The organism is Mycobacterium sp. SMC-4 (assembly GCF_050205565.1).
Classification (GTDB): domain Bacteria; phylum Actinomycetota; class Actinomycetes; order Mycobacteriales; family Mycobacteriaceae; genus Mycobacterium.
Genome location: NZ_JBNMQU010000003.1, coordinates 370,893 through 392,211, shown reverse-complemented (window position 1 = coordinate 392,211; position 21,319 = coordinate 370,893). Strand labels below are relative to the sequence as shown.

Sequence of the window (21,319 nt, the reverse complement as noted above, 5' to 3'; positions counted from 1 at the left end):
CCACCCACCCACCCCGCCGGCCGGGCGTGCAATCCTCACCTCGTGACCGCACCGTCTGCACCTACCGCGCTCGACATGGTCGAGGGCGTCGACCTGACCGGCAAGACCGTCGTCATCACCGGGGCTTCGGCCGGGCTGGGCCGCGAGTCGGCGCGGGCGCTGGCCCGCACCGGCGCGCACGTGATCCTGGCCGCCCGCAACACCGAGGCGCTCGCCGACACCGAGGCCTGGGTGCGGGCAGACGTCGCCGACGCGACGCTGTCGCTGGTGCCCCTGGACCTGACGTCGCTTGCCAGCGTCGCATCCGCGGCGGCTCAGATCGCGGAGCTGACCCCGGCGGTGCACGTGCTGATGAACAACGCGGGAGTGATGTTCACCCCGTTCAGCCGTACCGTCGACGGATTCGAAATCCAGTTCGGCACAAACCATCTCGGCCATTTCGAGTTCACCCGCCTACTGTTCCCGGCGCTGGTCGCCGCCGACGGCGCGCGGGTGGTGGTGCTCGCTTCAGAGGGGCACCGGATGAGCGATGTCGACCTGGACGACCCGAACTGGGAGCGTCGCGAGTACGACAAGTTCGCCGCCTACGGTGCCGCCAAGACCGCCAACGTGCTGCACGCCGTGGAGCTGGACCGGCGGCTGCGCGACAGCGGCGTGCGGGCCTACGCGGTGCACCCCGGCATCGTCGCGACATCGCTGGCGCGGCACATGACGAGCGAGGACTTCGAGCTGCTCAACAGCCGGTCGCGCGCCGACCGCGGCAGCCAGCAGCGCCGGTCCCGCCCCCTGGACGTGACCAAGGACTTCACCACCCCTGAGCACGGCGCGGCGACCCAGGTCTGGGCGGCGGTCAGCGCCGATCTGGCCGACGTCGGCGGGGTGTACCTGTCGGACTGCCAGGTGGCGCGCGCCGCGTCGTATGCGACCGACGAGGCGCGGGCACTGACGCTGTGGGACCTCTCGGAGCGGCTGTGCACCCAGGCCGCCCCGGCCTGAGGGCGCTCACCTCGACTTGGCCGGGGCCTTTCGCGCGCTCTACCATGCCAGGCGACCTGTCGAGCATGAGGAGCAGAACGTGAAGAGTCGTACCGGCAAGACCATCGGCGTCGCCGTGAGTGCCGCCGCGATCGCCCTGTCGGTTCCGCTGGCCGTCACCGCTCAGGCCCAGCCGTCCGACAACGACGAAGTGGTGGTCGAGATCCCCGACCCCCAGGGCCCGGAGTGCGGCGCGTTCAAGGAAGCCCTGCCCAACTGGAAGGGACTGGCCGACCTGCCGGTGGGGACAGCGCTGGCCGGCATTCCCGAGGTCAGCTCGTTCCACGCGGCGATCTCGGGTGGACTCAATCCCGCGGTCAACGTCGTGCCGGTGCTCGAAAACGGCCCGTACGTCGTGTTCGCCCCCAGCAACGAGGCATTCGCTGCGCTGGCGCCCGAGCAGGCCGAGTACCTGCGCACCGACGCGGCCGCGCTGACGGATCTCGTCTACTACCACGCGTTCCTGGGCCTCCTCGGTCCCGACGACGTCAAGGGGCAGCGCCCGACCCAGGAGGGCACCGAGATCGAGGTGACCGGCAAGGGCGGCGACATCAAGGTCAACCAGACGGCCAAGGTGGTCTGCGGCGGTATCCAGGCGGCCAACGCGCGCGTCTACATCATCGACCAGGTGCTCGATCCGGCGAAGGCGCCCGCGCCGATCACGCCGACGTCGACCAGCTCCACGAGCCCGGCGACGACCACGTCGGCCGCTCCGACCGAGACGACCGAGCCGGCCCCGGCCGCCGAGGTTCCCGCCAGCTCACCGGTGCCGGCGGCCGAAGCCCCGATCGGCTGACGTTCTCTTCGCGAGCAGACACAAAATCGCCCCTTTTCGAGTGAAAAGGGGCGATTTTGTGTCTGCTCGCGAGGGGAGGTGAGCTCTAGACTCCCAGGTCGCGGCCGATGATCTCCTTCATGATCTCGGTGGTGCCACCGAAGATCGTCTGGATACGTCCGTCGACGTAGGCGCGCGCCACGCGGTACTCCATCATGTAGCCGTAGCCGCCGTGCAGCTGCACGCACTGGTCGACGACCTTCTTGGCCACCTCGGTGGCCCACCACTTGGCTTTGGCGGCCTCGACCGCGGTCAGCTCATCGTCGACGACGCCCTGCAGGCAGCGGTCGATGTAGTTCTCGGTGACCTCGAGCTCGGTCTCCATCTCGGCGAGCAGGAACCGGTTGTGCTGGAAGCTGCCGATCGGCTGCCCGAAGGCCTTGCGGTCCTTGGCGTACTGCAGCGTCTCGTCGAACACCGCGCGGGCACCGGCGATCGCGGAGATCGCGATCGAGAGCCGCTCCGACGGCAGGTTGGTCATCAGGTGGTAGAACCCGCGACCCTCCTTGCCCAGCAGGTTGGCGCTCGGCACCCGGACGTTCTCGAAGTGCAGCTCGGAGGTGTCCTGGCTGTGCAGGCCCATCTTGTCGAGCTTGCGGCCACGGGTGAAGCCCTCCATGCCGCGCTCCACCACGAACAGCGAGAAGCCCTTGTGGCCGGCCTCCGGGTCGGTGCGGGCGACCACGACGCACAGGTCGCAGTTGATGCCCGACGAGATGAATGTCTTGGAGCCGTTGATGATCCAGTCGTCGCCGTCGCGCACCGCGGAGGTGCGGATGCCGGCCAGGTCACTGCCGGCGCCGGGCTCGGTCATCGCGACCGCGATGATGGTCTCGCCGCTGGCGATGCCGGGAAGCCACCGCTGCTTCTGCTCGTCGTTGGTCAGGTCCTTGAAGTACGGGCCGACGACGTCGTTGTGCAGGCTCAGCGCGGGTCCGTGGACACCGGCCTTGGCGATCTCCTCGTCGATGATCGCGTTGAACCGGAAGTCATCCGACCCGCCGCCGCCGAACTCCTCGGGCATGTTGAACCCGATGAGGCCGTACTTGCCGGCCGCGGTGTAGGCCGACCGGTCGACGATGCGCTCGGACTCCCACTTGTCGTGGTTGGGGACGAGCTCGCGCTCGATGTACTCCTTGACCGTCTCGCGGAACGCCTCGTGCTCGGCGTCGTAGATGGTGCGCTTCATGATTGTTCCCTCACTTGGGTTACTTGGCTTACTTGGCTTTCCAGACCGGTTCGCGCTTCTCCGCGAAGGCCAGCGGCCCTTCCATGGCGTCTTCGGTCTTCAGCAGCGTGGAGAACTCGCTGAAGGTCTGCTTCCAGAACGGTTCGTCGGCAGCGACCACGCCGTCGACCGCACCGAAGGACACGCGCTTGCTGGCCTGCACGGCCAACGGCGCGTTGCACGTGATGCGTTCGGCCAGAGCCAGAGCCGCGTCGACCACGGTGCCATCCGGCACGACCTTGTTGATCAGGCCCCACTTGAGCGCATCTGCCGACGATAGCGGCTCACCGGTGTAGATCAGCTCGAGAGCGAGCTTCTGCGGCAGCTGCTGCACGATGCGGAACACGCCACCGGCACCGGCGATCAGACCGCGCTTCACTTCGGGCAGACCGAATTTGGCGCGTTCCTCGGCGACCACCAGGTCGCTGGCCAGCGCCAGCTCGGTGCCGCCCCCCAGGGCGGTGCCGTTGACCGCGGCGATGGTCGGCTTGTCGATGAAGTGCCGCACGTAGCCGGCGAAGCCCCACTCTGGATGGTCCGGGTGGAACAGGTTCTCGCCGCGCGAGATCGCCTTGAGATCCGCTCCGGCACAGAAGGACTTGTCCCCTGCTCCGGTCAGGATCACGGCCCTGATCTCCGGATCGTCCTGCGCGGCCTGCAGCGCGTCACCGACACCGATGCTCACCGACGCGTTGACCGCGTTGCGGGCCTCGGGCCGGTTGATCGTGATGACGAGGACGTTCCCCCGGCGCTCGGTGAGAGCGCCGACCGCAGCTTCGGTCACAGCAGTTCCAGGATGGTCGCGTTGGCCTGACCGCCGCCCTCGCACATGGTCTGCAGTCCGTACTGAATGTTGTTGTCCCGCATGTGGTACAGCAGCGTGGTCAGGATCCGCGCGCCGGAACCGCCGAGCGGGTGACCCAGCGCGATCGCGCCGCCGTTGGGGTTCAGCTTGGTCTCGTCGGCGCCGATGTCCTTCAGCCATGCCATCGGCACCGGCGCGAAGGCCTCGTTGACCTCGAAGGCACCGATCTGGTCGACGCTCAGACCGGACTTCTTGAGCGCCTTCTGCGTGGCCGGGATCGGCGCGGTCAGCATGATGACCGGGTCGGCACCGGCCAGGACCGCGGTGTGCACCTTGGCCAGCGGCTTGAGACCGAGGTCCTTGGCCTTCTCCGCCGACATGATCAGCAGCGCGGCCGAGCCGTCGGAGATCTGGCTGGAGTTGCCGGCGTGAATCACGCCGTCTTCCCGGAAGGCCGGCTTGATCTTGGCCATCGACTCGACGCTGCCGCCGCGACGGATGCCGCCGTCCTCGAGCACGACGGTGTCGTTGCCGTCGGCGTCCTTGGTCTTGATCCCGACGATCTGGTCCTTGAAGGCACCCGAATCCTGTGCCGCAGCGGCCTTCTCGTGCGAGCGCAGCGAGAACTCGTCGAGCTGGGTGCGGTCGAAGCCCCACTGCTCGGCGATCATCTCGGCGCCGATGCCCTGGTTCGGGGTCTTGTCGTAGCGCGCCTTGAACGACTCGCCGTAGGGGTTTCCGCCGTTGGCCAGCGACGAGCCCATCGGGGTGCGCGACATGGACTCGACGCCACCGGCGACGACGACGTCGTAGTGCCCGGCCACCACGCCGGCGACGGCGAAGTGCAGCGACTGCTGGCTGGAACCGCACTGACGGTCCACGGTGACGCCCGGGACGGTCTCGGGCCAGCCGGCGGACAGCACCGCGGTGCGGGCGATGTCGAGGGCCTGCTCACCGGCCTGCATCACGCAGCCCCAGATCACGTCGTCGACGAGCGCGGGGTCGACCCCGGCGCGCTCGACCAGACCGTTGAGGACCTGGGCCGAGAGCTCGGCCGGATGGATGCCGGCCAGGGCGCCATTCCGTTTGCCGACTGGTGACCGGACAGCCTCGACGATGACGGCTTCAGCCATGGGACTTCTCCTTCGAAACACAGTGGACCGTTTTCCCGAAACTAGACAAACAAGGTTTACTAAGTCAACCTGCTCTAGGAGGCTGGTGCCGCCGGCGCTGTCGGTCCAGCCATCCCCGTGATGGTTTACTGAGTTGTACAGCTCACCTGGGCGAACAGGTGCGTTTTCGGTAGGGAGTAGATGTGACGCGGAGCACCCGGCTGGCCCCGATGATCGGGCCTGACGCCGCTGGTGCGGGCTCGGCTGTCCGATCCCCCAAGACCGCCGAGTTGGTGGCCGGGACGCTGCGGCGCATGGTGGTCGACGGCCAGCTCAAAGACGGTGACTTCCTCCCCAACGAGGCCGAGTTGATGGCCCATTTCGGGGTGAGCCGCCCGACCCTGCGGGAAGCCGTGCGCGTCCTGGAGTCCGAGCGTCTCGTCGAGGTGCGCCGCGGGTCTCGCACCGGTGCCCGGGTGCGGGTGCCGGGACCAGAGGTGGTGGCGCGGCCCGCGGGCCTGCTGCTCGAGTTGTCCGGCGCCACGATCGCCGATCTGCTGACGGCGAAATCGGGCATCGAGCCGATGGCCGCCCGGTTGCTGGCCGAGTCCGGGACCGACGAGGCGTTCGACGAACTCGAGAGCATGCTCCAACAGCTCATCGCCGACGGGTGGCGCTCGGAGCACCTGGCCGAGACCACCGGCGCGTTCCACCTGCGGGTGGTGCAGCTGTCGGGCAACGCGACGCTGGGCATCATCGCCGGAATGCTGCACGAGATCACCGTGCGCCACACGGCTTTCGTGTTCAAGGAGCGTCGCCCGGTGTCGAAGGCCGACTACGAAACGCTGATGCGCTCCTACCGCCGGCTGATGCAGTTCCTGCGCGCCGGCGACGCCCCGGGCGCCGAGGCGCATTGGCGCAAGCACCTGGACAAGACGCGCGAGTTGCTGCTGACCGGACTGGAGAGCGTGGCGGTCCGTGACGTGATGGGCTGAGCGGGCTCACGGCGCGTCGGCGCCGTCTTTCTGCCACGTCACGTGCACCGGCACGGTGTCGTCCCACGGCTGCCGCGTGACCATGTCGGCGACCATGACGTAGCCCCGCTCGAACTCGCCCGTCGCGGCGTCGACGAGGCGGTACTCCTGACGCTGCTTGTGGATCGGTTGGGCGTCGAGCAGCAGCACGCGCACCTCCCCCGGTTCGAAACCGCAGCGCTTCTGCAACGCTTCGATCAGCTGCTCGTTGTGCATGTGGCCGTCGCCGAAGTTCCACCCGATCGCGGTGCTGCAGATGCGCTCCCCGTCGGTGAGCACGTAATCGGATTCTGGGTGCCCGGCCATCGCGCGGTGCGCCAGGGTGAACATGGCCCGGCCGTGGGTGTTGAACGACCGGAACGCATAGCCCATGTACTGGTACATCTCCGCGGTTTCCTTGCTGCCGTAGAACTTCTCCATCTGCGCGGCGGGCATGCTCGCGATCGCGACGATGCCGTCGGCGATCTTGGCGTCCGCGGACGGTTTGATGCACCACAGCGAGGTGTCCCAGTTGCCGGCGTAGTACCGCATGCCGGGGAGGAAGGAGACCTTGCGCGGGAACAGGTTTCCGAGCACGACGGTGCCTGCGACGGCGACGAACAGCAGGATCGGCCACGGGGAGTTCAGGTCCGACAGCCCGATGCCGGCGTTGCCGACGAACAGCGCCAGCACGCTGAACATCATGAAGACGTTCCATTCCAGCGGCACGCCCATCGGGATGGCCGACAGGATGCCGAAGTGGAAGACCAGCATCACGAAAGCTGCGATGGCGGTGGCCCATCCGCCGTGCGAGAAGAACAGCACCAGCGGCACCAGCATCTCGATCGCGGTCGAGAAGTGCGCCAGCAGGCGCGACGCCCTGCCGGGGCGCAGATCGTCGGGGAAGTGTTCGAAGAACTTGCGCTTGATCCAGCGCGGCCGGATGACGGGGTTGTTGCTCATCATCGTCGAGATGACGAACGGGAAGTGCTTGTTGAGTTTTGACGTCGCCGCGCCGATCCAGATGACCAGGCACACCAGCTTCGCGGCGATGACGATGTCGGCGCCGGTGAACAGGAAGCACACCGCCAGCGAGCCGTAGACCTCGCCGCGTGCGGCCAGGAAGATCACCTTGTCGCGCAGGCCGGCCACGGCGAGCACGGCGAGGATGGCCGCGGTCTGCCACACCGGCAGCACGCCCACCTCGCTGCCCAGCTCAGGGATCGGGCCGGTGCCGTCGGAGAACAGGGCGACGACCAGCAGCACCAGCAGCGCGGCGTAGAGCGCGACGTCGAACGGCGTCCTGGTGTCGCCGGCGGTCAGCGGCACCGGGCCCGGCCATGGCGGCAGCCGAATCGTCTTGGGCCGCAACCAGTACAGGACGGAACCCATGGGCGGGAAGAACCGGTTGTTCAGGGGGCCGAAGCCACAGCCGAGGCCGACGACCTCGAACAGCATCGTGTAGAAGACGACCTTCTGGTACACGATCGGTTCGTGGTACCAGTCGGCGACGTTGGTGAAGCCGTCGATACCGGTGGTCGTCAACACCACCAGCCACGCGCCCAGGATGTACAGCGCGATCTTGGCGACGTAGAAGAGGTGCATCACCACCGGCGTGCCGAAGCCCACCTCGGCCCAGTGCCGGGCCATCGGGACGATCCTCTCGGCGCGGGTGCCCTTACTCCATTCGGCGTAGTCGACGACGGGCGCGTCCTGCTTCAGAAACCCCATGGGGCCAGACTAGAACGTGTTGCAGTTTGGGTTGTCGCGAACGCACGGAAAGTCCGTTCGGGTGGGCGGTGGCGTTCGCCCCCGCGGTCGCTCCCGCGCTCGTGCTCCCGACGTCCTACGCTCGCCCCGCGCTTGCCCGGGCCCCCGCGGTCCCACTGGTCACACACATCCACCTTTTGCAGAGAAAGTTCGAGAAGACCCCTGCAAAAAGCGGATCGGTGAGGCTGGTGGGACTAGGCAGCGCCCGTCTTGTGAGGCTTGGACGAGCGGCGGCGTTCGCCTCGCGGTCCCGCGCTCGCGCTCCCGCGCTAGCTCCGCGCTTGCCCGGGCCCCGCGGTCCCGCGATCCCGCGCTAGCTGCGCTTGCCCGGCCCCGCGGTCCCGCTGGTCACACACATCCACCTTTTGCAGAGAAAGTTCGAGAAGACCCCTGCAAAAAGCGGAACGGTGAGGCTGTTGCGACTAGGCAGCGCCCGTCGCGGAACGGTGGGGCTGCTGTGACTAGGCAGCGCGCGTCGCGGAGCGGTGAGGCTGGTGGGACCAAGCAGCGCCCGAAGCGGAACGGTGAGGCAGCTGGGACTAGGCAGCGCCCGTCTTGGCCGGGGGGCGGTAGAAGATCGCCAGCTGGCCGATGCCGCCGGCCAGGCCGAGCACCGCCGCGATGGCCAGACCCCACCAGCCGTGGAGGTAGTCGTAGAAGGCGCTACCGGAGAACAGCAGATGATCGAGGCTGATCTTGCCCGCCCCGATCGCCGCGATCCCGACCGCCGAGACGGCGAGCACCAGGTTGTACTCCCAGCCTTCCTTGACGATGAAGAAGCCGTTGGGCTTGTGCACAGTCCACGCGGCGACCAGCATCAGCGCGACGAAGCCCGCAGCGGGGATGGGGGTCAGCAGGCCGACCGCCAACCCGATGCCCGCAGCCATCTCGGTGGTCGCGGCGACGCGGGCGTGGAACATGCCCGGCTTCATCCCCATGCTGTCGAACCAGCCGGCGGTGCCTTTGAGCCCGCCCTTGCCGAAGAACTTGTTGTAACCGTGCGCGGCCATCGTCAGACCCAGGACCAGTCGCAGGATCAGAACTCCAACGTCGTAGGCAGTCATGTGACAGAACTTAGAACATTTGTCACGCCGCGCCCAGTCCCCCGTCGTCGGTGGGCACCCAGTTGCCGTGGAAGCCGGCCGGAACGCGGTGCGGCAGTTCGATCGCGGCCACGTCCTCGAGCGTCTGCGCATCGAGGATGGCCAGCTCGCTGCGGTCGGTGCTGCGGTCGTAGACGTAGCCCATCAGCACACCGTCGTCCTCGGCGGCGTCGGGATGCGAGGGCTGGAAGACGAACTCGCTGAGGGCTTTGTCCGCGCCGAAGTGCCGCACTGCGCCGTCGTCGCCGAGGAAGTCGTGCTTGAGCAGCGCGTCGCCGGGTTGGCCGCCGACCCCGAACGCGGCGGTGTAACCGAAGCGGTGGCGTTTGCCCACCAGACGTTCGTCGACGCGCGGGAACTCCTGACCCCGGTCGTCGAGGCGCGTCTCGCGCACTTTGCCGTCGGCCAGGTCGACGGTCCACCGCTCCAGCGTCGGAGGGCCTTCGTTGGGGCCGCGGCGGTCGGCGTCGAACATCTTGGGGTGGCGAATCACGTCGAGCACGACCGTGTCGCCGTCGTCGTAGGCGTTCAGGGGGTGGAAGACGTAGCAGGGTTCGACGTCGAACCAGCGGACGTCGGCACTGGTGCCTTCGCGCGGCATCACGCCGACGCGGGCCGGATAGCGCGGATTCCACGAGTACGGGAAGCGGCGGTCTGCCGGGTTTCCGTCGGGCAGGCTGGCGGCGATCGGGTCCGGTATGCGGACGCGTCCGATCAACGCTGACAACAGGATTCGCGCCGGTAGCCGTAGCGCCCGTGGGACGGTCATCGAGGCCGCTTCGCGCGCATCGAAGGTCACCGGCAGGTCGTAGAACACGACATACCGCTCGGTCAGCGAGAAGTCGTGCATCATCGGGCTGCCGCCCACTTCGACGTCGACGAGCCGTCGGGCGCGCCCGTCGACCCCGATCACCGAGTACTGCACGGTGTTGCCGCGCAGCATGCTGTAGGAGACGGCGTGCAGCTCTCCGGTGGCCGGGTCCCGTTTGGGGTGGGCGGTGTAGCCGCCGCTGACCGTGCCGTCGAAGTCGCAGACGCCGACGGTGTCGAGTTCGTCGGTCAACTCGTAGTTGGCGACGCCGCCCTCCACGAGCGCCAGCGTCTTGCCGGCGTGGCCGATGACGTTGGTGTTGGCGCCGATCGGCGAGGCGCCGAAGTGCCCGCCGGGCACCGGCTCGCCGAGGGCCTGCGCGGCGAGCGGACCGCGGACCCAGCGGTTGCGGTACCACTGCGCCGCGCCGTCGCGCAGCCGGATGCCGTGCACCATGCCGTCCCCGAGGAACCAGTGGTAGAGGTCCGGGTCGATCTCGCCGACGGGGTTCGGCCCGTTCCGCAGGTACCGACCGTCCAGGTACTCGGGGATGGTTCCCCGCACGGGCAACGCGGTGAGGGTGACTTCTTCGGTCAGCGGCGCGAACGCGCCGGTCAGGTAGTGGTTTTCCATCGTCCACCTCCGATAACACCGTTATGGGTACCAGATGTATAACACCGTTATGGCAGGATGGCAAGGGTGAGCGCACGGGAAGCGTTGGTCCAGGCCGGTGTCGAGACACTCGAACGCGACGGGCTGAGCGCCCTCAGTGCCCGCAGCGTCGCGACGCAGGCGGGAACGTCGACGATGGCGGTGTACACGCACTTCGGCGGCATGACAGGACTGCTCGACGCCGTCGCCGGCCAGGTGTTCGGCCGGTTCGCCGACGCGCTGACCGACATCCCGCGCACCGACGACCCGGTCGCGGACTTCCTGAGGATGGGTCTGGCCTACTACCAGTTCGCGGTGGCCAACCCACCCCGCTATCAATTCATGTTCGGCACGGCGACGCCGACGTCCGTCGCCGCACACCGCGCCGACCTGACAGCCACCGGAAGCGTCTCCGACCGCGCCGAATGGGCCGCGTCGTTCACCGCGCTGCGCACCGCCGTGCAACGCATGATGGCCGCGGGCCGGATCCGCGAGGACGACGAACTCGCCGTGGCCGGCCGCTTGTGGAGCATCACCCACGGCGCGGTGATGCTCGACCTCGCCGGCTTCTTCGGTGGTGACAACCGCGGACTGACGCACATCCTGAGTCCCCTGATCGTCGACACGCTCGTCGGCATGGGCGACGACCGCGACGCGGTCGACCAGTCGATGCACGCGGTGCTGACCAGCCTGGCCGGGTGAGCATCGTCCGCCGAGATTGCTTGTGCCGAGCGAAATCCCATGTTTTGACGCGCGTGGAATGCAATTTCGGCGGTCAGGGCGACAGCGCGTGGCGCAGCCGGTCGAGGTAGGCGTCGATGTCGCCGATCGCCGAATCCGCGGCGTGCACGCTGACCGCGATGGTGTCGCCGATTCCGTGTACGCCGTGGGTGAGGCCCATCATCGGCGACAGGCTCGGAAAGCCTGCGGTCAGCACGACAGTCGCGCCCCCGAACGTCAGATCCTTGGGCCCGCGGTTGACGCTGGAGACCACCGTGTTGCCGGTGACCGTCGGCGAGCGCACGTCGGGGTCGAATTGCCCGACGCCCCAACGCAACAACGGCGCGGGCATCGCCGCGAACGCGTCCGCCTCGGCCCGCAGCGCCGGGTGGGCCGCGCGGCGCCGACGCGCGTGCAGATCGGCGGCGATCGCCCGGTTGCGCGCTGAAACCGCCAGTGCGGGAAAGAGTCCCACGGTGACGTTGCCGAAGTGGTTGTAGGCCGACCGCGGTCCGGTTTTCGCCATCGGGACTTCGGCGCCCAGCTGGGCCGGATCATCGCCGAGCTGACGTAGATGCCCGGCCAGCGCCTCGGACATCGCGGCGAGCGCCCCGACCGTCACCGTCGTGTCGGCGAACTGCGCGCGCGAACACAGCACCGTACGCAGATGCCGCGCACCGTCGGGCCGATTGTTGCTGTACAGCGCGGGCCGCGAATCCGCCTGGGGTGGAACCAGTCCCGCGGCGACGTCGCGCAGCAAGCGGCGATGAAGTCGCGCCGCGCGCAGCGAGCGCCACGGCAGCGCGGCGGCCGACACCGCCGGCACCGTCACCCCGGGCACCTCGACGTCGCGGCCGAGCAGGTACGCCGCAAGCGCCGACGCGCGTACCCCGTCGGCGAACGCATGCGCCACCTGGAAGACCGCCACCGCCCCGGCATCGACGCCGGGGATTCCTTCGATCCGCGGGAAGACATGCAGGCGCCACGTCATGTCACGGGCGTCGACCGGGTCGTCGGTCAGCGCCGTCACGGCATCCAGACAGGACTGCCACTGCGGCTCGGCGAGCTCGTGCACGACGATCTGCTCGGCACCGACCGCACGCGGCGCCCACCTCGGGTAGGTCCAGAAGCCGCCGTCCTCGACGCGCAACCCGAACTCGCCGCCGGCGCGGGCGCGAATTGTGTTGAGCGCCTGCTCCAGATCGGCCGCGCACCCGTCGAACGCATACAGCAGGAACTGGTCGCTCGGGATCGACGCCGACATCCAAAGGGTCTGCGCGTCGACCGCGGCAAGCCGGCGCACGGTCACATCGGTCAGGCTAGGCTCTGGCGCGTGTCGCTGCTGCGAGGTGCCGAGGGTCGCCGGTCATCGGGTGCGGCACTGGTCACCGGCGCGTCGTCGGGAATCGGTGAGCACATCTCGCGCGAGTTCATCCGGCGCGGCTATCCGGTCGTCCTCGTCGCCCGCCCGAGCCAGCGGCTGCAGAAGCTGGCCGAGACGCTCGGACCCACGGCGCACGCGTTGCCCACTGATCTGACGGATCCGCAGGCGCGCGCGGCGCTGCCGACGCGGGTGGCCGAGCTGGGTCTTGCCGTCGAGATCCTGGTCAACAATGCCGGGGCCGCGAACGCCGGTCGGGTGGTCGACGTCGCGGTCGACGACGAACTGAAACTGGTCGAACTCGATGTCTCGGCGGTGGTGGACCTGTGCGGCCGCTTTGTGCCCGGCATGGTCGCCCGCCGGCACGGTGCCGTGCTCAACGTGGCGTCGGTGGGCGCGTTCGGACCGGTGCCGTTTCAGGCCTCCTACGGTGCGGCCAAAGCGTTCGTGCTGTCCTACACCGAGGCGATGCGGGAGGAGCTGCGCGGAAGCGGTGTCACGGCGTCGGTGCTGTGCCCCGGCCCGGTCCGCACCGGGTTCGGCGAACGCGCCGGGATCCCCGACGCGGAGGCCGAGAAGATGCTGCCCAGGTTCCTGTGGGTGCCGGCCGAGCGGGTGGCCGCCGAGGCAGTCGACGGCCTGTTTTGCGGCCGGGCGATCATCGTGCCGGGCACGCCCAACCGGGTGGCCGCGGCGCTCTACCGGCTGGCGCCGCGCCGGATGTTGCTTCCGCTGCTGGCGCGCACCCACCCAGCCCGGCGCGGGGCCGGTTAGACCGGGTCGAACTTCGAGATCAGCCAGCGGCCGTCGACCTTCTCCAGCGTGACCCGCACGCTGGAGGCCGTGTCGGTGGGCGGATCCTGACCGACGTTGACGGTCTGGTTGACGAACAGCAACACCACGGCCTCGTCGGACTCGACCGACACCGACGCGGCGGCCGGTACCGACGCAACCGCGGAGATGTTCTTCTCCTTGGCGCCGGGGATCACCACGTCGGTGGTCAGCGACGTGTAGGAGTCGCGGAACTCGCCGGTGAGCAGATCGCGGGCCGCACCCAGCTGTTCCTCGACCTTGTCGGGCGTGTAGGACAGCAGCGCGATCGTGCTGTCCTTGGCCGCCTGGACCGACGCCTCGGCCGCGGACAGCGGCGGGCTCGGATCGACGACGATCGTGCCGTCCTGATAGGTGTCGTCGAGATACTTCAGGAAGCCCGCGCCCAGCGAGAGGATCAGCGCCAGCGCGGGCAGCAGCCCGAAGGCGACGACGCGTTTCCACTCGATGCCGCGCTTCGTGGGCGCGACGGCCGGCTCCGGCTCCGTCTCGATCGCCACAGACTCGTCCACGGCCTCGGTCTCCTCGACCGCCTCGGTCGTCTCGATCTCCGTGGCCTTGACCTCGGTGTCGGCCGGCTCGTCCTTCTTCACGTCGTCGCTCATGGCACGAAGTCCACCTTCGACACCTTGGCTCCGTCGTTGACCTCTTGCACGGTGATCCGCATTCTCCAGGCTCGGGGTTGTTGTTCGTGCGCACCGGCGTTCGACGTGCGCACGGTGACCGCGACGAGCACCGTGCCCTGGTCACCGTCGTGGGACTCCAGTCCCGCTTCGGCGATGGTGCCCTCGGACTTGGACTGCGCCTGCTTGACCACGTCGACGAACGGTTGTGCGCGCTGCTGGAAGTCGTCGTAGAACGTTCCGGTTGCCGAGTCGAGGATGCGTTGGACGTCGGCGTCGGCGCTCTCCCAGTTGATGGTCGTCAGGTTCAGCGCGCCCTGCCGACCGACCTGGAGGAACAGGTTCCGCTGCTGCTGGGCCTGATGGGATTCGTAGGTGCGGTAGCCCAGCCACCCGGTCAACCCGGCCAGCGCCAGCACACCGACCAGACCGGCGATGAGCGCGACCTTGACGTGTGACATCGGACCGCGCGGCGGGGCCTGGGGGGCCTCCTCCGTCAGCGCCGCTTCGGCGGAGGTCTCGCTGTCCTCCGTCGAGGTGTCGTCGGTCGGCTTCGTCAGTTCCCCGTCGGGGGCAGCAGCATCGTCTGCCATGTTCGCTCCTCTGCGGCACTACCGGCCAGGTTGGACGGGGTGTGCACCCGTCCGTCCGGACCAACGTACGTGCCGCAGCCCGGGTCGTATTCGGCGGCCGCCATGGGTGGCGGCGCCGGAGCCGGCGGCGGTGGCGCTTCGGCAGGGGGTCCGTCGTTCAACGGCACGTAGTTCTCATTGCTCCCGCACATCTTTACCGTAGGTGCGCGCTTCCCGGGGGCGGTGACACACGGCAGGGCGCCGGCCGTGCCTTGCGGCACCAGCACGGTGGTACGGCGTCAGAGGCCGGCCACTGCCTCCTCGAGTTCGGCGATGACGATCTTGGTCATGCCCAGCATCGCCTTGGTGGCGGCGGTGGCGCGGGCCGGATCGGGGTCGCCGGTCAGCTCGGTGAGGCGTCGGGGCACGATCTGCCAGCTCAGGCCGAAGCGGTCTTCGAGCCATCCGCACTGCGACTCTCGGCCCCCGTCGAGCAAACGGTCCCAGTAGTAGTCGACCTCCGCCTGGTCTGCACAGTCCACCGTGAACGAGACGGCTTCGGTGAACCGGAACTGCGGACCGCCGTTGATCCCGATGAACGGCTGCCCGTCGAGGGTGAAGTAGGCGGCCACCACCTCACCTGGCGTGCCGGGGCCCGCGTCGGTGTAGCGGTCGATGCGTTCGACGGTCGAGTTCGGGAAGATCGCGGCGTAGAACGCGATGGCTTCTTCGAGGTTGTCGTCGAACCACAGTGACGGCGTGATGGCGGGCATCGGAGTCTCCTCGCAGGCGGCATGTGCTGTCAGTGGTGCAGACCGCCCGGGGCGTCGGAATTCATCGATCCGCTGCGCCGACCGCGCGCAGCACGAACTCGGTGGCGCGACTGCGTGCGTAGGCCGCCGAGTCGGTGTCATCGGCCTTCTGTGCGGCGATGATCCGGCTGACCAGTGCGCTGATGGCCATGGCGTCGGTTTCCGGATCGGCCAGCGGCAAGGAGCCGTCGAACTGTCCCCGGGACAGGATCTGGATCAGGGAACGCTCCCGCTCGGTGTACCACCGCTGGCGCGCTTCCCCGTATCCCTTGGCCGCGCGGACTTCGTCTGAGTCGAGGACCGCGAGGTGCATCCGGTGCTGCGGGTCGAGAGTGGCGTCGAACGCGGCCTCGATCCATGCCGTGAGCTGATCGACCGGACCGCCGACCGCCTTTTCGGCGATGCCGTCCAGGCGGGCCGCCAACTGTTCGTATTTGTGTGTCACCAGAGCGAGAAGGAGGTCGTCTTTCGACGAAAAGTGCCGGTAGAAGGCGCGGCTGGAGAGCCCGGCGCAGGCCAGGATCGCCGACATCCGGATGGGCCGGTCCCCCGCATCGACCAGGCACCGGTATGCGGCGTCGATGATCGTCGCCCGCTCCCGTTCCGCCGAACGATGAATTTGCACACTCGATAATTTAGGCGGTGCGGTTGCGGCCGTTGGCCCGGCACGCCCGCAGCGTGGTGTCCGCAGTAACGTGAGTCGCGGTATTCGAGCTGGAGAGGACGCCTGTGAGCACTATCCGCACCGAGCCGACGACGACCGCCTTCCAGGGCTCCGACGACCTCACCCTGGTTGCCGACGAATGGAACAACCCCTCCCGGACCGCCGGGTTCGACCCGTCGCAGCCTTCGGTGCTGATGCTGCACGGCGGTGGCCAGAACCGACACTCCTGGAAGAAGACCGGACAGATTCTCGCCGGCCGCGGCGTACACGTGGTCGCTCTCGACAGCCGCGGGCACGGCGACAGCGATCGCTCCCCGACCGCCGAGTACACCGTCGAGGCGCTGTGCGCCGACACGCTGCAGGTCCTCGACCAGATCGGGCGCCCCACCGTGTTGATCGGGGCGAGCATGGGCGGGCTGACCGGAATCCTGACCGCGCGCAGGGCGGGGCCCGACCGAGTCTGTCGCCTGGTGCTCGTCGATGTCGTGCCGCGCTACGAGAAGAACGGCAGTGCGCGTATCCGCGACTTCATGTTCAGCAACGTCGACGGGTTCGACTCGCTGGAGCAGGCCGCCGACGCCGTCGCGGCGTACCTTCCGCACCGCACGCGGCCCCGCAGCCCGGAGGGTTTGAAGAAGAACCTGCGGTTGCGCGACGGCCGGTGGTACTGGCATTGGGATCCGGCTTTTCTGACCAAGCCGAACGAAGATCCGTTCGTGCGGGTGGAACTGCTCGAGCAGGCCGCCATCGAGCTGACGATCCCGATCCTGCTGATCCGCGGCAAGCTCTCCGACGTGGTCAGCGAGGAGGCGGTGGCCGACTTCCTGTCCAAGGTGCCGTCGGCGGAGTTCGCCGAGCTGTCCGGGGCAGGCCACACCGCCGCCGGCGACGACAACGACGCGTTCTCCGAGGTCGTCGTCGATTTCACGCTGCGCCAGTAACTTCCGCAGCGCATGGGGTTCAATTTCCTGGAGCGGCCAGAGCTGCCGGCGCCGCGGGTGACCGAGGCAGAGGCCGAGGAGATCCTCGCGACCCACTACGACATGGCCGCGCGCGCCTCGTCTTTGGGTAGCCAGCAGGACAGGAACTTCCTCGTCACCGCAGCGGGGGGTGAGGTTGTCGGCGTCCTGAAGATCGCCAACCCAGCGTTCACGGCCACCGAGTTGGAGGCGCAAGACGCCGCGGCCGAACACCTCGCGTCGACCGAGCCGCAGCTGCGCGTCGCCGTGTCGTGCGCCAACTCCCGAGGCGAAAAGCTCACCGTTTTACCGGGTCCTGTGTATGTGCGGCTGCTGGGCTTCCTGCCCGGCGGAACGGTGGAAGACGCCGGCCACCTCACCGCCGCCGCGGCGGCAGGCCTGGGCGACGTATCCGCACGCGTGAGCCGGGCGCTGGCGAACTTCACCCATCCGGGACTGGAGCGAGTCCTACAGTGGGACTTGCGGTTTGCCGATCAGGTGGTCACGATGCTGGCCGGCCATGTCGATGATCCCGCCCTGCGGCATCGGCTGTCGGCGGCGACCGAGCAGGCGTGGGCGCGCATCGCGGCACTCGACGCAGCTCTGCCGCGACAGGCGGTACACCTCGACCTGACCGACGCCAACGTCGTGCTGTCGACCGGTACGGGCTCGCGGAAGCCGGACGGTGTCATCGATTTCGGCGATCTGACGACGACGTGGGCAGTGTCCGAACTGGCCATCACCGCCTCGTCGATCCTGGGGCATGCAGGCGCACGGCCTGCTTCGGTGCTGCCTGCGGTGCAGGCGTTTCACGCCGTCCGTCCCCTGTCGGAGGCCGAGATCCTCGCGGTGTGGCCGATGATCGTGTTGCGCGCGGCGGTGCTGATCGCCAGTGGAGCCCAGCAGGCCGCCCTCGACCCGGACAACCCGTACCTGACCGCGCAGGCGGCAGCCGAACGGCAGATGTTCGAGCTGGCCACCTCGGTGCCGATCGAGGTCATGGCCGGGGTGCTGCAGGCCGGCCTGGGGGTTGCCGCGGAGCAGGCCGCGCTGACCGTGCAGGCCCCATTGCTCAGGGTGGCTTCCGAAGACGTTCGCACGCTGGACCTTTCGACCACATCCCCGATTTACGACGCCGCCGCGGCGATCTCCCCCGCCGTCGAGGACGAAGCTGCCGCGGCGACATTGCGGCACGGCGCGAGCATCGTCCTCACGCGCTACGCCGAAGCCCGGCTCAGCCGCGCACCCCAGCTCAGCCAGGACAGCCCCGATGTCGTCGCGACCGCGATGACGGTGTGGCCCGCAGCCGGAACCGACCTGAGTGCACCGTGGGACGGGTCGGCCACCAGCACCGATGACGGCTCGATCCTGTTGAGCGGCAACGACTTCACACTGGTTCTCGATGGTGTTCGGGACGGTGTGTCGGGGGCGGTGCGCGCCGGTCAGCGCCTGGCCCACGCCGTGGGACGTTTCGATGTCACCGTACGGCCCAACGTTGCGCCTGTGGCGCCCCGCTTCACCGACGTCGATCTGGCGCCGGGTTGGCTGGCGTGCACCCGTGACCCGAGGCCGCTGCTCGGACTGGCGCCACTGCAGGTGGGCGGCGACGAGGATCTGCTGCGGCGCCGCGACGCGAGTTTCGCCCCCGTGCAGGAGTTCTACTACCACCGCCCGCCCCGGATCGAGCGTGGCCGACGGCACTTCCTGATGTCGACTCGAGGCCGCAGCTACCTCGACATGGTCAACAACGTGACTGTGCTCGGGCACGCGCACCCACGGATCGCCGACGCCGCGGCGCGGCAGTTGCGCCGGCTCAACACCAACTCTCGGTTCCATTACGAAGCGGTGGTGGAGTTCAGCGAGCGGCTGGCGAGCCTGCTACCTGATCCGCTCGACACCGTCTTCCTGGTCAACTCCGGGTCTGAAGCCAGCGATCTGGCGATCCGGTTGGCTACGGCCGCGACCGGTCGCCGCGACGTCGTCGCGGTGCGCGAGGCGTATCACGGCTGGACCTACGGCACCGACGCCGTGTCGACGTCGACCGCCGACAACCCCAACGCCCTTGCCACCCGCCCGGACTGGGTGCACACGGTGGAGTCCCCCAACAGCTTTCGCGGCAAGTACCGCGGCGATGAGGCGCGGCGTTACGCCGGTGACGCGGTGGCCCAGATCGAGAACATGGTCGCGCAGGGACGCGCGCCGGCGGCGTTCATCTGCGAATCGGTGTACGGCAACGCCGGCGGCATGGCGCTGCCCGACGATTATCTACGTCAGGTGTACGCCGCGGTGCGTGACTGCGGCGGGCTGACGATCGCCGACGAAGTCCAGGTCGGATACGGTCGGCTGGGCGACTGGTTCTGGGGTTTCGAGCAGCAGCACGCGGTGCCCGACATCGTGTCGGTGGCCAAGTCGGCCGGCAACGGCTATCCGCTGGGCGCGGTGATCACCACTCGAGCGGTCGCCGAGGCGTTCTCCAGCCAGGGTTACTTCTTCTCCTCCACCGGCGGCAGTCCGTTGTCATGCGCCATCGGTTTGACGGTGCTCGATGTCTTGGCCGAGGAAGGCTTGCAGGACAACGCACGTCGCGTCGGTGGCCATCTCAAAGAGAGACTCTCAGCACTTGCGGACCGGCATCCGCTGGTCGGCACGGTCCACGGCTTCGGTCTGTATCTCGGCGTGGAACTGGTGCGCGACCGGCAGACCCTCGCGCCCGCGACCGAGGAGACCGCCGCGGTCTGCGAGCGGATGCTGGATCTCGGGGTGATCATTCAACCCACCGGCGATCACCAGAACATCCTCAAGACCAAGCCGCCGTTGTGCCTCGACATCGCGGCTGCCGACTTCTACGTCGACACTCTCGATCGGGTTCTGACCGAGGGGTGGTAGCGGCGCCCCGGACTTGTCGGTGGTTCGAACTAGTGTTCTAATCATGGATACGGCGTCGGAAGCACTCGGGGTGATGGCCGAGCAGTTGGCCGCCTTGGGGTAAGGCTGCCGAGGAGTTGCCGCATCGTGAGTTGATCGGGTTGTTGAGCGAGCTGACCACGCTGGTGCGCAGCGTGCCGGCCCTCGAACATCAGATCCTGGCGCGGCTCACTGACGAGACCGAGCCGTTCCGGCTGGGTGAGAAGTCCTGGAAGAAGGTGCTGACCACCGCGTTGCGGGTCAGCGGCGCCGACGCGCGGCGGCGCCTGGCCCGGGCCGAGGCGCTGGGGCCGCGCCGCGCGATGACCGGGGAACCCTTGCCGCCGTTGTGGGAAGCCACGGCCGCTGCGCAAGCTGCCGGCCTGCTCGACGAGGAGCATGTCGCGGTGATCGCGAAGTTCCACAAGAAACTCCCGGCCAGCGTGGATGCGGGCACCCGCGCCGAGGCCGATCGGCATCTGGCCCACATCGGTGCCGGACTGGATCCGGAGAACCTCGATGCGGCGGCGGCGATGTTGTTGGTGATGATCGATCCCGACGGCGCCGAACCCAGCGAGGCCGAGATCGCCCGTAAATGCGGGATCACCATCGGCAAGCAGCGCGCCGACGGCACCGCGAGCATCTCCGGAACGCTCTCACCCGAAGCGCTGGCGATCTGGGAAGCGATCTTCGCTAAAGATGCCGCTCCGGGCGCCAACCTGCCCGAACAGCCACCCGGCGAGACCGGCGAGCCTGACGAGGCCTGCGAGGCGGGCGAGCCCGGCCAGGCCTGCGAGGCCGGCGAGCCTGCTCCGGATCCAGCGCCCAGCCGCGACTGGCGGACGCCAGCCCAACGCCGGCATGACGCGTTCGTCGCCGTCGGGCGCCGCGCCCTGGAGTCCGGGGAACTCGGCACGCATAACGGGTTGCCGGTCACCGTCATCGTGTCCACCACCCTGCAGCAACTGGAGAAAGGCGCGGGGGTCGCGGTTACCGGCGGGGGCAGCGTGCTGCCGATGCGCGATCTGATCCGGATGGCCGCCCGCGCCCATCACTACCTGTATGTCTACGACCAACACACCGGCCAGAGCCTGTATCTGGGCCGAGCCAGACGCCTGGCCAACACCGCCCAGCGGATCGTGCTGCACGCTCGCGACCGCGGCTGCACCCGCCCCGGCTGTACCGCCCCGGGCTACTGGTGCCAGGCCCACCACGCCACCGCCGACTGGAGCGCAGGCGGAGAAACCAACGTCGACGATCTGGCCCTGGCCTGCCCAGCATGCCACCACATGCTCGACAAAACCGACTGGCGCACAACCAAAAACGACAAGAACCAAACCGAGTGGATCCCACCATCCGACCTCGACAAAGGCCGCCACCGCACCAACGGCTACCACCACCCCGAACGCTATCGCCTTCCCGAAGACGAAGACGGCGACCCATAGCGCCGCGAAGGGAGCGGGTTGCCTTCCGCGCCGCCGCTGGGTTTC

18 protein-coding genes and 2 pseudogenes are annotated in these 21,319 nt (G+C 68.5%); 8 read left to right on the top strand and 12 right to left on the bottom strand.

Annotated elements, in window-relative coordinates; translation table 11 throughout:
- Positions 1-75 precede the first annotated feature (75 nt).
- Both ACQI46_RS08735 and ACQI46_RS08730 read left to right on the top strand, forming a co-directional pair.
- The gene (locus tag ACQI46_RS08735; protein WP_427093594.1) at positions 76-996 is read left to right on the top strand and encodes an SDR family NAD(P)-dependent oxidoreductase; all 921 of its coding nucleotides are present in this window, start codon (positions 76-78) and stop codon (positions 994-996) included.
- 79 nt (positions 997-1,075) lie between these two features.
- Positions 1,076-1,831: a fasciclin domain-containing protein gene (locus tag ACQI46_RS08730; RefSeq protein ID WP_427093572.1), complete on the top strand. Its 756-nt coding sequence runs from the start codon at positions 1,076-1,078 to the stop codon at positions 1,829-1,831.
- A gap of 85 nt (positions 1,832-1,916) precedes the next feature.
- Here the strand turns inward: ACQI46_RS08730 and ACQI46_RS08725 are convergent, their stop codons facing one another.
- Genes ACQI46_RS08725 through ACQI46_RS08715 form a run of 3 tightly spaced genes read right to left on the bottom strand, consistent with a single transcriptional unit; the run spans position 1,917 to position 5,036 of the window.
- On the bottom strand, positions 1,917-3,059 hold the full coding sequence (locus tag ACQI46_RS08725; protein ID WP_427093571.1) for an acyl-CoA dehydrogenase family protein: 1,143 nt from the start codon (positions 3,057-3,059) through the stop codon (positions 1,917-1,919).
- Between the two features lie 28 nt (positions 3,060-3,087).
- Positions 3,088-3,882 carry a crotonase/enoyl-CoA hydratase family protein gene (locus ACQI46_RS08720; protein WP_427093570.1) on the bottom strand — a complete coding sequence of 265 codons (795 nt, stop codon included), beginning with the start codon at positions 3,880-3,882 and terminating at the stop codon, positions 3,088-3,090.
- Positions 3,879-5,036 (bottom strand): thiolase family protein, encoded by a 1,158-nt coding sequence (locus ACQI46_RS08715; protein ID WP_427093569.1) that lies wholly within the window; start codon positions 5,034-5,036, stop codon positions 3,879-3,881. Before ACQI46_RS08715 ends, ACQI46_RS08720 begins: the two co-directional genes overlap by 4 nt.
- Before the next feature lie 182 nt (positions 5,037-5,218).
- Between ACQI46_RS08715 and ACQI46_RS08710 the strand changes: the two genes are divergently transcribed.
- Complete coding sequence (locus ACQI46_RS08710) at positions 5,219-6,010, top strand: FadR/GntR family transcriptional regulator (protein WP_427093568.1); 792 nt, start codon at positions 5,219-5,221, stop codon at positions 6,008-6,010.
- Positions 6,011-6,016: 6 nt separating this feature from the next.
- Here ACQI46_RS08710 and ACQI46_RS08705 read toward each other — a convergent pair whose 3' ends face one another.
- From ACQI46_RS08705 to ACQI46_RS08695, 3 genes are all read right to left on the bottom strand, one after another.
- The gene (locus ACQI46_RS08705) at positions 6,017-7,759 is read right to left on the bottom strand and encodes a DUF3556 domain-containing protein (protein WP_427093567.1); all 1,743 of its coding nucleotides are present in this window, start codon (positions 7,757-7,759) and stop codon (positions 6,017-6,019) included.
- A 578-nt stretch (positions 7,760-8,337) separates the two neighbouring features.
- The gene (locus tag ACQI46_RS08700) at positions 8,338-8,862 is read right to left on the bottom strand and encodes a DoxX family protein (RefSeq protein WP_427093566.1); all 525 of its coding nucleotides are present in this window, start codon (positions 8,860-8,862) and stop codon (positions 8,338-8,340) included.
- A gap of 22 nt (positions 8,863-8,884) precedes the next feature.
- Positions 8,885-10,345, bottom strand: coding sequence for a carotenoid oxygenase family protein (locus ACQI46_RS08695; protein ID WP_427093565.1), 1,461 nt, complete (start codon positions 10,343-10,345; stop codon positions 8,885-8,887).
- A 66-nt stretch (positions 10,346-10,411) separates the two neighbouring features.
- Here ACQI46_RS08695 and ACQI46_RS08690 point away from each other — a divergent pair, with 66 nt between their 5' ends.
- A complete protein-coding gene (locus ACQI46_RS08690; RefSeq protein WP_427093564.1) occupies positions 10,412-11,065 on the top strand; it encodes a TetR/AcrR family transcriptional regulator in 654 nt (217 codons plus the stop codon).
- Positions 11,066-11,138: 73 nt separating this feature from the next.
- Here the strand turns inward: ACQI46_RS08690 and ACQI46_RS08685 are convergent, their stop codons facing one another.
- Positions 11,139-12,392, bottom strand: coding sequence for a WS/DGAT domain-containing protein (locus ACQI46_RS08685; protein ID WP_427093563.1), 1,254 nt, complete (start codon positions 12,390-12,392; stop codon positions 11,139-11,141).
- Between the two features lie 24 nt (positions 12,393-12,416).
- Between ACQI46_RS08685 and ACQI46_RS08680 the strand changes: the two genes are divergently transcribed.
- The gene (locus ACQI46_RS08680) at positions 12,417-13,238 is read left to right on the top strand and encodes an SDR family NAD(P)-dependent oxidoreductase (RefSeq protein ID WP_427093562.1); all 822 of its coding nucleotides are present in this window, start codon (positions 12,417-12,419) and stop codon (positions 13,236-13,238) included.
- Here the strand turns inward: ACQI46_RS08680 and ACQI46_RS08675 are convergent.
- The 5 genes and pseudogenes from ACQI46_RS08675 to ACQI46_RS08655 all read right to left on the bottom strand — a co-directional run bounded on the left by ACQI46_RS08675 (position 13,235) and on the right by ACQI46_RS08655 (position 15,927).
- A complete protein-coding gene (locus tag ACQI46_RS08675; RefSeq protein WP_427093561.1) occupies positions 13,235-13,900 on the bottom strand; it encodes a hypothetical protein in 666 nt (221 codons plus the stop codon). The two genes, ACQI46_RS08680 and ACQI46_RS08675, sit on opposite strands and share 4 nt — an antisense overlap.
- A complete protein-coding gene (locus ACQI46_RS08670) occupies positions 13,897-14,511 on the bottom strand; it encodes an Mce protein (protein ID WP_427093560.1) in 615 nt (204 codons plus the stop codon). Before ACQI46_RS08670 ends, ACQI46_RS08675 begins: the two co-directional genes overlap by 4 nt.
- Positions 14,475-14,747 (bottom strand): annotated as a pseudogene (locus tag ACQI46_RS08665) (MCE family protein); the annotation flags it as partial. The gene ACQI46_RS08670 and the pseudogene ACQI46_RS08665, both read right to left, overlap by 37 nt.
- Positions 14,748-14,789: 42 nt before the next feature.
- Positions 14,790-15,263, bottom strand: a complete 474-nt coding sequence (locus ACQI46_RS08660; protein ID WP_427093559.1) for a VOC family protein — start codon at positions 15,261-15,263, stop codon at positions 14,790-14,792.
- A gap of 61 nt (positions 15,264-15,324) precedes the next feature.
- Positions 15,325-15,927, bottom strand: coding sequence for a TetR/AcrR family transcriptional regulator (locus tag ACQI46_RS08655; RefSeq protein WP_427093558.1), 603 nt, complete (start codon positions 15,925-15,927; stop codon positions 15,325-15,327).
- A gap of 104 nt (positions 15,928-16,031) precedes the next feature.
- On the opposite strand from ACQI46_RS08655, the gene ACQI46_RS08650 reads away from it, so the two are divergent.
- The 3 genes and pseudogenes from ACQI46_RS08650 to ACQI46_RS08640 all read left to right on the top strand — a co-directional run bounded on the left by ACQI46_RS08650 (position 16,032) and on the right by ACQI46_RS08640 (position 21,274).
- Positions 16,032-16,907, top strand: coding sequence for an alpha/beta fold hydrolase (locus tag ACQI46_RS08650; protein ID WP_427093557.1), 876 nt, complete (start codon positions 16,032-16,034; stop codon positions 16,905-16,907).
- 12 nt (positions 16,908-16,919) lie between these two features.
- Positions 16,920-19,811, top strand: coding sequence for an aminotransferase (locus ACQI46_RS08645; protein ID WP_427093556.1), 2,892 nt, complete (start codon positions 16,920-16,922; stop codon positions 19,809-19,811).
- Between the two features lie 43 nt (positions 19,812-19,854).
- A pseudogene (locus tag ACQI46_RS08640) lies at positions 19,855-21,274 on the top strand (DUF222 domain-containing protein).
- Positions 21,275-21,319 lie beyond the last annotated feature (45 nt).

Excerpts from the sequence above, each read along its gene's own strand:
- ACQI46_RS08670 (WP_427093560.1), bottom strand. The coding sequence starts at position 14,511 with ATGGCAGACGATGCTGCTGCCCCCGACGGGGAACTGACGAAGCCGACC.
- ACQI46_RS08715 (WP_427093569.1), bottom strand. The coding sequence starts at position 5,036 with ATGGCTGAAGCCGTCATCGTCGAGGCTGTCCGGTCACCAGTCGGCAAA.
- ACQI46_RS08675 (WP_427093561.1), bottom strand. The coding sequence starts at position 13,900 with ATGAGCGACGACGTGAAGAAGGACGAGCCGGCCGACACCGAGGTCAAG.
- ACQI46_RS08705 (WP_427093567.1), bottom strand. The coding sequence starts at position 7,759 with ATGGGGTTTCTGAAGCAGGACGCGCCCGTCGTCGACTACGCCGAATGG.
- ACQI46_RS08645 (WP_427093556.1), top strand. The coding sequence starts at position 16,920 with ATGGGGTTCAATTTCCTGGAGCGGCCAGAGCTGCCGGCGCCGCGGGTG.
- ACQI46_RS08700 (WP_427093566.1), bottom strand. The coding sequence starts at position 8,862 with ATGACTGCCTACGACGTTGGAGTTCTGATCCTGCGACTGGTCCTGGGT.
- ACQI46_RS08660 (WP_427093559.1), bottom strand. The coding sequence starts at position 15,263 with ATGCCCGCCATCACGCCGTCACTGTGGTTCGACGACAACCTCGAAGAA.
- ACQI46_RS08735 (WP_427093594.1), top strand. The coding sequence starts at position 76 with ATGGTCGAGGGCGTCGACCTGACCGGCAAGACCGTCGTCATCACCGGG.
- ACQI46_RS08695 (WP_427093565.1), bottom strand. The coding sequence starts at position 10,345 with ATGGAAAACCACTACCTGACCGGCGCGTTCGCGCCGCTGACCGAAGAA.
- ACQI46_RS08725 (WP_427093571.1), bottom strand. The coding sequence starts at position 3,059 with ATGAAGCGCACCATCTACGACGCCGAGCACGAGGCGTTCCGCGAGACG.